At 48.5% G+C, this 14,760-nt stretch carries 12 protein-coding genes; 6 read left to right on the top strand and 6 right to left on the bottom strand.

All coding sequences use genetic code 11. The features are described from left to right. Window positions 1-5: 5 nt before the first annotated feature. The 3 genes from H6629_15585 to radA all read right to left on the bottom strand — a co-directional run bounded on the left by H6629_15585 (window position 6) and on the right by radA (window position 5,697). A complete protein-coding gene (locus tag H6629_15585; GenBank protein MCB9069218.1) occupies window positions 6-2,921 on the bottom strand; it encodes a phosphoenolpyruvate synthase in 2,916 nt (971 codons plus the stop codon). 178 nt (window positions 2,922-3,099) lie between these two features. Then, window positions 3,100-4,065 carry a S8 family peptidase gene (locus tag H6629_15590; GenBank protein MCB9069219.1) on the bottom strand — a complete coding sequence of 322 codons (966 nt, stop codon included), beginning with the start codon at window positions 4,063-4,065 and terminating at the stop codon, window positions 3,100-3,102. 264 nt (window positions 4,066-4,329) lie between these two features. Next, window positions 4,330-5,697 (bottom strand): DNA repair protein RadA, encoded by a 1,368-nt coding sequence (radA, locus tag H6629_15595; GenBank protein MCB9069220.1) that lies wholly within the window; start codon window positions 5,695-5,697, stop codon window positions 4,330-4,332. Window positions 5,698-5,956: 259 nt separating this feature from the next. On the opposite strand from radA, the gene H6629_15600 reads away from it, so the two are divergent. The 3 genes from H6629_15600 (at window position 5,957) to H6629_15610 (ending at window position 9,338) form a co-directional block, all read left to right on the top strand. Then, entirely contained in the window at window positions 5,957-6,721 is a 765-nt protein-coding gene (locus H6629_15600; protein MCB9069221.1) for an SDR family oxidoreductase, read from the top strand. A 124-nt stretch (window positions 6,722-6,845) separates the two neighbouring features. Further along, window positions 6,846-7,514: a hexitol phosphatase HxpB gene (gene hxpB, locus H6629_15605; GenBank protein MCB9069222.1), complete on the top strand. Its 669-nt coding sequence runs from the start codon at window positions 6,846-6,848 to the stop codon at window positions 7,512-7,514. A gap of 75 nt (window positions 7,515-7,589) precedes the next feature. Further along, window positions 7,590-9,338 carry a M61 family metallopeptidase gene (locus tag H6629_15610; protein MCB9069223.1) on the top strand — a complete coding sequence of 583 codons (1,749 nt, stop codon included), beginning with the start codon at window positions 7,590-7,592 and terminating at the stop codon, window positions 9,336-9,338. 141 nt (window positions 9,339-9,479) lie between these two features. Here H6629_15610 and corA read toward each other — a convergent pair whose 3' ends face one another. Next, window positions 9,480-10,556, bottom strand: a complete 1,077-nt coding sequence (corA, locus tag H6629_15615; protein ID MCB9069224.1) for a magnesium/cobalt transporter CorA — start codon at window positions 10,554-10,556, stop codon at window positions 9,480-9,482. Between the two features lie 103 nt (window positions 10,557-10,659). On the opposite strand from corA, the gene H6629_15620 reads away from it, so the two are divergent. Beyond that, a complete protein-coding gene (locus H6629_15620; GenBank protein ID MCB9069225.1) occupies window positions 10,660-11,433 on the top strand; it encodes a hypothetical protein in 774 nt (257 codons plus the stop codon). 42 nt (window positions 11,434-11,475) lie between these two features. Next, complete coding sequence (locus tag H6629_15625; GenBank protein ID MCB9069226.1) at window positions 11,476-12,303, top strand: mechanosensitive ion channel family protein; 828 nt, start codon at window positions 11,476-11,478, stop codon at window positions 12,301-12,303. 74 nt (window positions 12,304-12,377) lie between these two features. On the opposite strand, the gene H6629_15630 is transcribed toward H6629_15625, so the two are convergent. Further along, on the bottom strand, window positions 12,378-12,665 hold the full coding sequence (locus H6629_15630) for a hypothetical protein (protein ID MCB9069227.1): 288 nt from the start codon (window positions 12,663-12,665) through the stop codon (window positions 12,378-12,380). A 40-nt stretch (window positions 12,666-12,705) separates the two neighbouring features. On the opposite strand from H6629_15630, the gene H6629_15635 reads away from it, so the two are divergent. Continuing rightward, a complete protein-coding gene (locus H6629_15635) occupies window positions 12,706-13,248 on the top strand; it encodes a YaiI/YqxD family protein (GenBank protein MCB9069228.1) in 543 nt (180 codons plus the stop codon). Window positions 13,249-13,258: 10 nt separating this feature from the next. Here H6629_15635 and H6629_15640 read toward each other — a convergent pair whose 3' ends face one another. Beyond that, window positions 13,259-14,260: a hypothetical protein gene (locus tag H6629_15640; GenBank protein MCB9069229.1), complete on the bottom strand. Its 1,002-nt coding sequence runs from the start codon at window positions 14,258-14,260 to the stop codon at window positions 13,259-13,261. Window positions 14,261-14,760 lie beyond the last annotated feature (500 nt).

Consider the following 14,760-nt stretch of genomic DNA (forward strand, 5'->3'; position numbering starts at 1 on the left):
TCCGTTCAATTTTCCAGTGAAATTGTTTTTTGCAGATCCAATTGCGGATCCATTTTTTGCAGGTAATCCGATGATCGTGCCCGTTTATTTTCGACAAAGGGACGAACCTGGAACAGCCATATTTTTCCGTTATAAAACCCGAGTTCGACATCCAGCGCGCCGCTGTACGGTTGTCCGGCGCTGTCGCGTGCGCGATTGCGAATTTCGGTTGCAACGCCCCGAAGTTGTTGTAAATCAGCAGCTTGCAGCAAAGATAGATTCAGCGAAGTGATACCTTTTTTGGTACCGCCGGATTCAGGCAACAGCGTGTATCGCAATTCGCGGGCAGGGGAGAGGAGCTGGTTTTCGCCGGTGTGGCGCAGCAAATACGACTCCGCTGCCTGACCTTCCACAGCGCCGCCGGCTCCGCGACTAAACGCAATGGTCACATCGCGACTATCGTTGCTGGAAATTCCGGTGGTGATCAGCACGCCGGATGTGCGCACATTTACGGTCGGGATCACCAGAATGGATGGGTAAACATTTTCCGGATTGAGCAAATATTTTTGCCGCCAGCCGTAGCTGCGCTCTGTGTATGGCGATGCCCACACATCGCGGATCGCCTGAAAAATCCGGTTTTCATCGAGAACGTTGAAAACCGTCAGGTTCAATCCGGCACCGGTAAATTCTTTCAAATCTTCCATATTGGTGTCGCTGCGCAGAAAAACCGGCGTTTCGCCGATGGGTTTGCCAAAATTATCCTGAAATGCCTGCCGGATTTGCGCCTCAAATCCCGGTAAAAACGCAATGGTTTTGACAGCCTCGCGCAATTCTGCCAATCGTTCGAGAATGTTTTTTTCAACGATGTCATTGGATTTGCCGCTCCGGCGATCCAATGCAGCGCGTTCGAAAGTGAGTTGCAAAAATTGCCAGTACGTGATTGGTTTTCCCGGCATTTGCTGATCGAAATGTGCCCGGAATGCCCCGAACGGAATCACAAAACCTTCCACCACCCTATCGGGAAACAGATACTTTAACTCACCGAGATTAGCAGCTTTTGGTCCGCAGAGTTTGCCGGAATCGCTGGCGCGAAGGTTGCGCAATTTAACGAGCGTGTTCCGCAAATCCAGCCGGTCTGTGGGTACGGCAACGCGTTCGTCCGGGCGTTTGCTGACATCAAACAATGCCTTCTCTTCCGCAGACATTTGGGCAGCCAGTTTTATCGTGATTGCGCCGCGCGGCGAGACCGCGTAAAACACGATTTGCCCGCTAAACGGCAATAAATCCTGCAAATTTTGGGCTGAAAGCACCGCGTTCGGCACACCCAGATTTCGCGCCAGCAATTGCACATGCGATACCAGATTCCCCTCAGAAACGGTGGCGATACCGGCAACCGGCGTCAGATCTGCCGGCGGTCGTTCGATGACGTATATTTTTTTCGGCGAAAACTCGATGCCATCCGGCGAGCCCTGCACAACCACCAGTTCGCCCATCGCATATCCCGGATTTAATCCCTGCATTTGTCCGGCATTGGAAATGCCCAGCACCGCATTGGAAACACCAGCTGCTTTTGCCGCAGATTCCCGCAATTTTGCGACGCTGTTGCCCAACGGCAGCAAAATGGAGCCGCGCACACGGTCGTCGATAAATCCGTGGCTGAGCGGCTCAAATCCGGCAAAAGTGTTGACATCCGAAAGATAATGTGTTCGGATCATGCCGACGCTCCATTCCAGCACTCGCCGCGCATCTTCGCTGAGCGACTGAAATTCGCCGAGCGTCATAAATTTGATTTCCGGCGAAGCTGCCAACCGGTTGCGAATGGCGTCCCATTCCCACATTTCCAGATAACCGCATCCGGCGGCGGCTTTTGCCAGTGCGTGCATCAGCGCGATTTCCTGCGCCAAATGTTTCGTCTGAAAATTGATGGCAGATTGGAACAGCATCCGTTCCATCGTAATGGACAAATTCAACATTTGGAAACGGGTTGTCGTCCGGGGAATTGCCGGCAGGGTTTGCCGGATACGCAGCAGCAATTCGGAAACATCGTTGATAAACGGCAGCGTGTTCCGCAAAGAATCACTCAAATTACTGTATTGCATGATTTTCTGTATCTGCAAAGCTACCGGAGAATCCGGTGCCAATCGGGGAAGGTATGAATTGAGCAGCTTCAAATCCGCCGGTCGAAATGCGATTTCGAGATCGGCAATTAAATCGTTGAGAAATGTCAACAGGTTGGGTTTGAGCTTGTCGCGATGCTGATTCCGGAAATCTTTGACGCGTTGCACATCGCCGGATTCCGGCTGCCCGTGCAGTTTGATTCGCAAATCCATGAATGCCGGAATGGAATCGCCGAGCACCAACGACAGCGCGCGGATATTGTCCCATCGGTTGCCGCGGCTTTCTTGCGGTAAATCTTTTGCCCATTGCCGGAGCAGAAAAAATTGTTCGGCGATCATTTGGGTATCGGCAAGCTGTTTGGACAAAAATTGTGCGGACCACGCGGCTTCGTCCTCCGCCTGAATTGCACCGCGATAATAGCGGGCGCGACGCAAAATCCAGCCATCATCGATGCGCGTTAAATATTGCTCAATCTGATATTGTTTGGCGCGGGAGAACAAATGTTCAGCATCCAAAAACGCTTCGGCAGGCGTTCCGGCGAGAATTTGCCCCAGCCAAATCCCCCGTTCTTCGGCAATTTTTTGAACAATGTTTTTTGGCAGCGCATGCTGAATCGCACCGGGTTGATTGCAGCGTTCCTGCGGTGGCAGCACCCGCCCGTCCGGGCAAAACCAGCGAATCGCCTGATAGGGTCCGCGAACATCCTTTTTGAATTCGGTAATTAATCGGGTGATTGCCGCGTCATCGACAGGTTGAGCAAAAACAACCAGTTGCATCAACACTAAATGAAAAATCAATCCCAACATCGCTATAAATTTCATCATACTCCTTCTTATTCAATATTTGAAAAAATCACTCAAAGTTACAAAAAACAACGCTTTTGAGCAAGAAACACCGTCGATAAAGCAGATCGGTTTGCATAAAAAAAGCGCCAGCCATAATTGGCTGACGCAAAATAGTTAGCACTGGATTTTCCAATGCCGAATATATGTCGGTTCAAGTTCAGGCGGGTTGCTGGACTTCCGGGTCCATCAGTTCAACCGGGTTGATCAGCCCGAAACCGTATGCTTCGTCAAAACCTTCCGGACCGAGATCGATCGCTGTGCGTCGCAGATGATCCACCAAATCTTTTTGATTGTTGATCGGCGTGCTGCCGCCGAATTTTTTGTGTTTGGCCAGCATCAGCGCAACAACGCCGGCAACAAAGGGTGTTGCCATGGAGGTGCCACTCAGTCGTGCATAAGTTCTTGTGGGATATGTAGATAGGATCTGATCTCCGGGTGCGACGATATCCACTTCCGGACCACGCGAGGAGAAACTGGAAATTTTGCGGCGGCGATCAATCGAGCCAACGGCGATAACTTCATCGTGTGCTGCCGGAAAATCAACCTTGTTGAATCCGTCGTTTCCGGCGGCGGCAATCACAAAAATCCCGGCATCGATGGCTTGTTTGATGGCGCTGTGAATAAATTCATCCGGATATTGGCTGCCGAGGCTCATCGAAATAATGTCGGCTTCCTGCTCGATCGCCCATTCGATACCTGATGTTACCGAACGGGACGAGCCGGAGCCATTATCGCCCAGCACTTTGCCGATCAGCAATCCAGCTTCCGGCGCAACGCCAACCACACCCTGAGTGTTTTTCCGCGCTGCGATAATTCCGGAAACGTGAGTGCCGTGTCCCTGCATGTCTGCCGGACCGGAAACGCTGCCGGAAAAATCTTTGCTATCGATAACGGCACCTTCCAAATCGGGGTGTGTGAAATCGATACCGGTATCCAGAACGGCTACTTTCATATTTTTTCCGGCGGTTACCCGCCACAGCGACGGAATATTGAGCATGGTGATGCCCCAATCCTGTATTTCCGATGTCGCTACAAAAACTTGTTCAATTTTACAGGGTGGCAACCGGTAAATCAGTTCATCGCGGTCAATTTGGCGTAGCTTGCTGCCGTATTCACGTGTCATTTTGGAATTGCTCATCGGTTCTCCCGGTAGTTTCGAGATTTGTAAATTTTATTTTTGATCCGGTTAAATAAACTGAATTGGTGCAGAAAACTGTGACAGAATACACATTTGCAGCCGGAATTGGCTGTAATCAAGGATAAAAGATAAAGGACAAAGGATAAAATTGCGGATGATTTATCCAATTGTTTTCTGATTCCGGCAATTTACCTTTCGACTTTGCTCAGGGTTTGGATACAAAAGCATCCGGCGAACGTAGCCGAAGCATCAAGATTCTTCTCCCGGAAGCAGCAGTTCGTTCACTCGTCGCACCGGTGAAAGCATCAGCGAAAATTTTTTTCGAATGCCTGTATCCGGCAGGCTGGCAACCGGCAGATAGCTTTGCCGGAAACCGAGTTTCTGGGCTTCGCCGAGTCGCTGCTCCATAAACGAAACCGGACGAACTTCTCCGCCCAAGCCAAGCTCGCCGATGTAAACCGCGTCATTTTCCAACGGACGTTCCAGCCGGCTGGAATAGAGCGCCGCAGCGACGCCGAGATCAATTCCCGGATCTTCGATGCGCAATCCGCCGGCAACTTTTACAAATACATCGTGAATGCCGAAGCTCAACCGGCAATATTTTTCGAGAATCGCCAAAATCAACGAGAGGCGCCGATGATCGAATCCGCTGACGGTTCGCTGCGGCGTGCCGTAATTTGAGCGACTTACCAACGCCTGAACTTCCACCATCAACGGGCGGCTGCCTTCGTAGCTGCAAACGATGCTGCTGCCGGCCATCGGCTGTTCGTGCACGTTCAAAAATAATCCGGAAACGTTGCTAACTTCCCGTAATCCGTCGTTTCGCATTTCGAAAACGCCCAGTTCGTTGGCGGCGCCAAAGCGGTTTTTGACCGCCCGGATAATGCGATGCTGTTGGGTGTTCCCTTCAAAATAAATGACCACATCCACCAAATGTTCCAGAATTTTTGGTCCGGCGACCGATCCGTCTTTGGTGACGTGCCCGATCAAAAACAATGTAAACGGTTGCTCTTTGGCGAGCTTGAACAATCGCGCGGCGCAATCGCGAACCTGCCCGACATTGCCGGGAGCGCCACTCAAATCGCTGTTATACAACGCCTGGATGGAATCCGCAACCACCACATCCGGCTGCTCTTTTTCGATATGGTGCAAAATTGCTTCGATATTTGTTTCGGAAACCGCCAGCAAATCGTCGGACGGAACGGGCAACCGATTGGCGCGATTTTTCAACTGTTGCAGCGATTCTTCACCGCTGACGTACACCGTTTTGTGCCCGCTTTGCTGCAATTTGAGCAGTGTTTGCAACATCAATGTGGATTTGCCGATGCCCGGTTCACCGGCCAGCAAAATTACCGATGCCGGAAAAATTCCCCCGCCGAGCACGCGATCAAACTCTGCGCTGCCGGTTGGCAAGCGTTTTTGCGAATCCGCTTCGGAAACCTCAGATAATTTCACCAGTTTCGATTTCGGGGCAACAGTACTGCGGACTGCGGACTGCGGCTCGATCACTTCCTCGACAAACGTGTTCCAGCCACCGCAATCACCGCATTTTCCCATCCACTTGCTGGTTTGGTAACCGCATTCCATGCACACATATGTGGTTTTTGCTTTCGCCATCAGTGAACCTTTGTTCATTTGTTTTCACAAAATATAGGTGAGAATTGTGATTTGTGCAAAGCGCTTTTGATTTTTTGGGGGATATTTTTACGGAATTGATTATATTTGGCGTAAGTCAATGGATTTTGAATAGTTATCCGCAATTCGAGGTGCGAAGAGCGAGAAAAATTGTGCAATTGATAAAAAAAAAATCGGTTTTCTCATTGTGCACTTTGCGACTTTGCGGCAATTGTTTCAACAACAAAAGTAATGTAACATCATGAAAAACTGGCACTTGGAAAACAGGAAAGCGATCGTCACCGGCGGCACAAAAGGCATCGGGCGGGCGATTGCAGAAGAACTGGCGCGACTCGGTGCGGAGGTGCTCATCGTCGCCCGCGATGAGGAAACACTCGGTGAAACCATCGATAACTGGCAAAATAACGGGTTGGATGTCGATGGCGTTGTTGCCGATGTCAGCGATGCAGAAGATCGCGAAACGATCATCAACGTTGCGCGGGAATCGTGGGGAAAACTGGATATTCTGGTGAACAACGTTGGCACGAACATTCGCAAATCCGCGCTAAATTACAGCGAACAGGAAATTCAGCATATTTTCCAAACCAACCTGTTTTCGGCGTTGAGCATCAGCCAACTGGCGCATCCGCTGCTCAAATCCGGCGAAAACAGCAGCATCGTGAATGTGGGTTCTGTGGCGGGTTTGTTGCACATCCGTTCCGGCGTTATCTACGGAATGACCAAAGCAGCGATGACCCAGATGACCAAAAATCTGGCGGTGGAATGGGCGAAAGATAACATCCGGGTGAACTGCATTGCGCCGTGGTATATTCGCACACCGTTGGCGGAGCAGGTGCTGCAAAACGAGCTGTATCACAACGCGGTGGTGCGCCGTACGCCAATGGGAAGGATCGGCGAGCCGGAAGAAATCGCGGGACTTGCGGCATTTCTGTGCATGCCGCTGTCGTCTTATATCACCGGTCAGTGCATTGCGGTGGACGGCGGATTTACGATAAATGGTTTCTGAAATGGAAAAGGATAAAGGATAAGGGATAAAGGATAAATAAGGAAAAAGTTTAAAGGAAAAAGGTAAAAGTTTGTGTCTGAATTTATCCTTTATCCTTAACCCTTTATCATTGAGCAAAAAAAATATGATCGAAGCAGTTATTTTTGACATGGATGGATTGATGATCGATTCCGAGCCGTTCTGGCGGGAATCGGAACCGGTGGTGCTCAACAAAGTTGGCGTGCCGATGACCGCAAACGATGCGTTCGAAACCACTGGTTTACGCATTGACGAAGTGGTTAAATATTGGCATCGCAAACACCCTTGGGATTTGCAGAAACATTCCATCGCAGCGTTGAGCGATGCGATTGTTGACGAAGTAATCGCCAGGGTCAGCCGATTCGGCAAACCCTTGCCGGGGCTTCAGCAAATCATTGATTTTTTTAGAGATAAACACCTGCCGCTGGCGCTGGCGTCGTCGTCACCGGAGCGATTGATTGTCGCCATTCTGGAAAAATTGGAGCTGCGAAACGATTTCCCGGTGATTCATTCCGCCGAGCACGAAGCCTATGGTAAACCGCATCCCGCCGTGTTTTTGTACACCGCAAATTTGCTGAACGTGACGCCGGAACACTGCCTCGTTTTGGAGGATTCGCTCAACGGGGTCATCGCTGCAAAAGCAGCGAAAATGCGCTGCATCGCTGTGCCGGAAGCACATTTTCAAAAAGATATTCGCTTTTCAATTGCGGACATGCAATTGCCGTCGCTGGAAGCATTCAACGAAACCATTTGGCAACGATTAAACAAGGGTTAATGAGGAACTGTTTTGGGTAGATTCAACGGGTCTTTTTTTCGATGGGTTGTTCAGTCTAATATTCTGTTTTTATTGATGATAAACATTGCTTCACCGGCGCAGGAATCGCCGCGAATCCGCTATCATATCGGCTGGGATCAACCGAATTTGCGGTTTTACGACGTCACAGTGACGATCGAAAAACCGGATAATCCGGTTACGCAATTGCGCATTCCCAACTGGCGACCGGGGCGATACATGATCCAGAATTTTGCGCAAAACGTTGTGGAATTCCGGGCGGAAAATGAAAGTGGCAAACCGCTGCCATTCGCCAAAATCGACAAAGACACCTGGGAAATTGCCACCGGGAATACGCAACAACTGGTCGCAAAATACCGATTTTACGCCAACGAACTGGACGCCGGAAATACTTATCTGGATGACACCGAAGCGTATATTAATCCAGCCACAATTTTGATGTATCTGCCGGGAAAAGAGTTGCTGCCCGTGGCGCTATCTGTCCAGATACCACAAGATTGGGCGATTGCCACCGCGCTGGATTTTGATGAAACCCTGCGCGCATATCCCGCTGAAAACTATCACGAACTGGCGGACAATCCGCTGATCATCAGCGCAACAATGGACAAACTGGTATTTTCGCATCAGAATGTCCGATATGATGTGGCGATCGTCGGCAACGCCAATTACAACGCCGAAAAAATGCTCGCTGATCTCAAAAAAATGGTTGCGGAACAGGTGAAAATTTTTGGCGAAGCGCCGTTTAAACGCTATGTGTTTCTTTATCATTTTGTGGATTATCGTATGGGACATGGCGTTGAGCACAAAAACAGCACGTCAATTGTCGTGGGTCCAACCGATTTTTCCGATGAATCGACATACAGCCGTTGGCTGTCATACACGGCGCACGAATTTTTTCATGCATGGAATGTCGAACGCATCCGTCCGGAGGGCATTTTTTACCCCGATTATTCGCAGCCGAATTACACACAATTAATGTGGTGGTTTGAGGGCGTGACCAGTTATTACGAAGGCATCACGCTGACGCGGATGGGCTATTATCCGTTATTTCGTTATTTGGGGAAAATGGCGAATTCAATTACGTCGTTGGAAAATAATGCCGGCAACCGGATTACCAGCGCCGCGCAAGCCAGTTTTGATGACTGGGCAAAAGCATTCGGTGCACCGCCGGGAACCAGTATTTCATTTTACCAAAAGGGCGAAATTTTGGGATTTTTGCTCGATCTGGAAATCCGCAAACGCACCGATAACCAACAATCGCTGGATGATGTGATGCGTCTGTTGTGGAAAAAATACGGCAGCCAACAGCTCGGCGTGCCGGAAAACGGCATCCAAACAGCGATAGAGGCAGTTGCCGGCAGCAGTTTTGCAGATTTTTTTGAGCGATATGTTTCGGGTACCGAAACACCGGATTACGGCAAATATTTGTCCGTCGCCGGATTGGAAATTGTGGAAATTGACGGGGATTCCAGCCAGCCGGATTTGGGCGTTCGCCTTTCCGGCGATGAGCGCGAAACGCGGATTCGCTCCGTTCGACCGGATTCTCCGGCTGCCAATGGCGGATTGGCAATCGACGATATTTTACTGGCAGTGAACGGGCAGCGCATTCATTCGGAAAATTATCAGCGGATTATGAACCGGTTTCAGCCGGATGAAACGATTCGTGTGGCGGTTTTCCGGCGCAATCAGCTGCGGGAGTTTGAGGTGCAGCTATCGCCAAATCCTGCAAAACGGTGGGTTATACGCGAAAACCCGAATGCGACTCCTGCCCAAAAATCGGTACTCAACAGCTGGTTGAATCAGTAGCTAAGCGTTCCGGCAATGTTCAGCACAGCCCGAGCTAAACCACTAAATTTCGGCACAAATCCAGCATCCAGAACTTGTGCTAAGAGTAGCCGAAGCATCCAGAATCCAGAATTTGTGCTCAGAGTAGCCGAAGCATCCAGATTACAGCCAGCGTTTGTTGCGAAAATAAAACAGCAGCCCAATCACAAGAACAACGCAAACGCCCCAAAACGTCAAATAGCCGTATTGATAGCCGAGTTCCGGCAAATTCATCGGTTGGGATGTATCGAAATTCATGCCATACACGCCGGCGAGAAAAGACAGCGGTATAAAAATCGTGGAAATAATGGTCAACACTTTCATCACTTCGTTCATTCGGTTGCTGACAATCGAAAAATGGGTGTCCAACACGCTGCCGGTTGATTCGCGATAATTTTCCACAGTTTCGATAATTTGCACGATGTGGTCGTATAAATCTGCGATGTATCGTTCGGTTGATTTCCGGACATGGGGCACCTCTTGCCGATGGATCACGGTAACCGTTTCGCGCAGCGGCCACACAGATTTGCGAATCTCGATGATTTGCCGTTTCAGGTAAAACAATTTTTGGATCACCTCTGCATCATGCCCGTTGAGCACTTGTTCTTCAACCGATTCGAGATCGTTTCCCAGCTCTTCGAGCGCGAGGAAATAATTATCCACGATAACATCCAACAGGGCATACATGAGGTAATCTGTGCCGCTTTTGCGGATGCGAACACGCGCCAGCCGGATGCGTTCGCGAACGGGATCGAACACATCGCCGGGAATTTCCTGAAAAGTAATGACTACATCATTTCGCAAAATAATGCTTACCTGCTCGGATAAAATTTGTTTGCGATCATCCGACATGCGCAGCATGTTTACCACAATAAATACAAAATCGTCAAAAATTTCAATTTTGGGGCGTTGACCCGGGCTGAGAATATCTTCTACAACCAATGGGTGAATGTTGTAGTGTTCAGCGATTTTTTCCATCAAATTGATATCGTGCAAACCGATGATGTTGATCCAGCTTACCGTTTGCGTATCTTTAAACAACAACACCTGCTCAACCGTTGCGTGATCTATTTTTTCGTAAAAGTCTTCTTTATAGTTGATTATTTGAATGTCAATTTTATCAGTTCTTTTGCTGCCGGTATAAACCATGCTGCCGGGGGGTAAACCAACTTTCGATTTTCTGCGGGATTTACGGCTCATTGGTATGCTCCTTTATTCTACATTGCATAAACTATTCATTTTTTTGACATTCGCCAAACAATTTTGCTAAATTTAAATCTGCGAAATAAACAAAAGGACGGGCATGACAACAGCGATCAGTTTTTGGGGAAAGCAAGAATTACCGCAAATTGAAACAAAATTGTGGCGGTTCGGGCCGTTGCATGTGTGGCTCAAAACCCGGTACGATGAGCTGTGGATCGCGCATCATCACAGCGAAACCGAAATTGCCGAGCAGCCCGATGATTTAAAATGGGAGCGCTGGACGCTCAAAAAATTACCGCCGGAGCTGCATTTTAAACCGATGCTACCCAACTTACCGGTGGTGGTCAAAACGGAACATCCGTTCCGTGTGGTGCAAAATGTGCAAACCAAAATTTATGTTCGTGTGCCGCTATGGGTCGGGATTGTTTTGGATGGCAATCAGGTGATCGAACTGCCGACGATGCAACTCTCCAAAACCTGGTTCGGTGGTTTTGTTGATGGGGAAATTTGCTATTCGCTGACAACATCTGCCCGGAAAGAAGCGCTATTTGAAAATGAGCGTGCATTTTTGGCAGTATCACCGATACAGATTCTCAACAAATCCGAAGATGAATTGCTGGTGGATAAACTGTGCCACCGCGTTGACCGGCTGAATTTGTATCAGCAGAACGAACGGTTTTGGACAAACGAAACCAAAATTTATTTCCAGGGAAACAACAACATCAGCGATATTGATTATTCCCGAAAAGTACCACAGGAAAGCAGCGGTGCAAAACTGGTTACGCCGGCGCGACTCGGCTCGCACCGAAGTGTTACCGCAAAAACGTTTGATTCAATAAAAGATTTCGCCAAACTGGAATTTCTACACCGATAGGAGCGCAGCATGAACATTTTGGGATTTGATTTATCCGGATTTATGTCCCCGGAGCGAATGACGTTAACGATACGCGTAACACTGCTGTTGCTGTTGGGATTCCCGTTAGTATTTATGATTGGCCGATGGTTGCGCAGCTATGTTACCCATCAGTTTAATCCGCAGCAGGGGATGATTGTCGGGAAAGTATTTCGCTATTCGGGTATCGTCATTTTAACAGTGATGATTTTACGGGAGCTCGGTTTCGAGCTGACGCCGCTGTTGGGCGCTGCCGGTATTGCCGGTATCGCGTTGGGTTTCGCTTCGCAAACGAGCGTTTCGAACGTGATCAGCGGGATATTTTTGATTGCCGAACAACCCTTTGTGGTTAACGATGTGATTCGAATCGGTGAAACGGTCGGGCAGGTGCTTTCCATCGATACACTGTCGGTAAAGCTGCGGACATTTGAAAACCAGTTTGTGCGCATCCCCAACGAAACCATTCTCAAAAGCCAGGTGACGACCATTACCCGTTTCCCGATCCGGCGGGCGGATTTAATGCTGTCTGTTGCTTACAAAGAAGACCTCGATCGTGTAAAAATTGTTTTAAAAGAGATTGCCGACAAAAACACCCGCTGCCTGCAGGAGCCGGAACCGTTGATCATTTTTGAAGGATTTGGCGAATCGTCCATCAACATCCGGTTTGCGGTGTGGGCGGAAAGCGCACAATGGCTCACGTTACGTAACGAAATGTATGAAACCATCAAAAAACGATTTGAGGAAGAAGGCATCGAAATTCCCTTCCCGCACCGGTCTATTTATGTTGGTTCGGCCACCAAACCGTTTCCGGTGGAAATGCATTCGCCGAATGGCGCTGAGGAAAAGAGCTGAGCATTGCAGTTGGCACGCTGTTTTTTATTTGCCACGGCGTTACGGAGAACACCGAGAAAAAAACACATTTCGAGTTAATAATTGCCGGAAGCAGATGGTTGTTTGCGCACAACCGATGTGGTTGTGCGCTGTTGTGCGCCATCATTGCGCACATCTGATGTGACGCTGCGCTGTTGAGAAACATCATTACACGAATCGGAACTGACGCTGCGCAGTTGTAAAAAATCGACCCGCACATCTGAAATGACGTTGCGCGGTAGTGAAACATTACTTCGCACATTGGAAGTGACACTGCGCGATTGAGAAACATGATTGCGCACATAACTGAAGACAAATACCAAATACCAAATACCAAAAGTCAAAAGTCAAAAGCCGGAAACCGGAAAAAAGCAGGAAACCGCAATGTCTGAAAATGCAGCCAGAAAAATTTGGGTTGATGCCGATGCCTGCCCGAAAGTGATCAAGGATATTCTGTTTCGTGCGGCGGAAAGGGTGAAAATACCGATCGTTTTGGTGTCGAATTTATATCTGCGGGTGCCGCCCTCCGATTTTATTTCTGCGATACAGGTGCCCGGCGGCTTTGATGTGGCGGATGATTACATCGTTGCGCAGGTCCAGTCCGGTGAACTGGTGATTACGGCGGATATCCCGTTGGTGAAACAAATCATCGAGAAAAACGCGCTGGCGCTGAGCCCGCACGGCAAGCTGTTTACGCAGGGAAACGTAAACGATGCCCTGTTGATGCGGAATATGAAAGAAGAATTGCGGATGAGTGGGGTGGATACCGGCGGTCCGCAGCCGTTCAGCATGAGCGACCGGGAAGCATTTGCCAATCGGCTGGATAGTATTTTGAGAGGATGGCAGGGTAAACAACCGTTAGTTCCGGCTGTTTGGAAATGGCAATGTTCGGCTGTGAACCCGGAAGCGGGGCTTCGCAATTTGTGACTGCATATTCTCACCGCATGCTGATTTCAACGCCGATGGCGTGGCTGGTGAATTTATAAGGATAATTGCTTAAATCCCTGCCATAGCCGTTATCGAATTGATAAAAAACCGGCAGCGATCCCAATAGTTTGAGATACACCTTTGCCCAAAAGCTCGGGTGAAAATCGGATGTTAAATACCCGTGCCTGAAACCGATGCTGAATGATGGATCATAGACCAGAAAATGTTCCCGCCAGACATTAAAATGGCGGCTGTTGCCCTGCCAATGGATGCTATAGCGAAAACCGTCATAATCCCGGATAGTGGTTTTGCCATCCAGCTCCGGATCGTAGAAAATATTATCTTCCAGATTCTGGTTTCCCGGATCGAGCGTGCCGTGTTTAAAAAACCACCGCAAATGGATATTGACCGATAATAGGGCGTTGGTGCCCAAAATCGCCGGCTTTTTGAGCACCCATTCCGTGTATAAATAATTCCAGCCCATACTTGCCCAGTCTTCCACATTGTATTGATAATATTTCAGGTTGTCCCCGGAAACATCGGGTCCGTGAATGCTGTCCGCAAATGCCTGTTTGAAGTATTCGTATGATCGTTTATTGGAAATAAACTGTCCGTTGGACTCGTGCCCGAGCCCGATAATGGCTTTCACTTTGTAGGGATTTACGGCGTGTTCTGTGAACAGGTAGATCAGGGGATTTTGTTTTCGGGAAATGACCGGACCGGAATCTTTTGTGCCGAAATAGAAATCATAAACGCCGATATACCCGACGGAAATACCGGTTTCGCCCCATACCTTGTCTTCCTTGAATGGCCAGATGGTGTAATTCGGGGTCAGCGTAAACCGATAGGCGGCATCGCTCAAATAGGGCTGGTTGCGGTGAATATCCGGTATGTTAAACTCAATTTTAGTCCCGCCTTCCAGACCCAGTTTGCTATAGTCCGGTTTTACTTTTTCCTCGCCAAATAACGGGATACTCAAGATCAGGCAGATAAGCAGCAGTGGATGTTTCATTGGTTCTTCCGGAGTATGGTTTAAATATATGTGGAAACATAAATAACGAATGTAAGGGCTAAAGTATAAATGTACTGATGTTACTCAAAACATCCGATTATCGATAAATCAGCATCCTGAGATATGCCGAAGTAACAGCGGAACGCATGTATGCGTTCCCTACGAATAAAACCGCTGCTATTGTAGGGTTCGCACATGTGCGAACCGAATTTTTGTCACCGCGTAACATCAGTTAATAACTTAGAATTTTCGCCGTTTTAGTCTAACACGGTAACTTTTTGACGTCAAAAATTGCGTCTTTCAGGAAAATAAATAGGCAAATATTCAACCGCTGCCGCTTTCTGAAGCGTATTAATGATGAACAAAATTGCTTTCACAAAAACTCAAGTTGCTTTATTGTAAAACATAAAGTATACTTATTACGTGGTTAAAAACAAACAACCGATCCGTTTAAACGATACGTTTTAAAATTTTTTTAAAATCACCTACATTTTTTGTCT

The organism is Calditrichia bacterium (assembly GCA_020634975.1).
Lineage (GTDB): Bacteria > Calditrichota > Calditrichia > RBG-13-44-9 > J075 > JACKAQ01.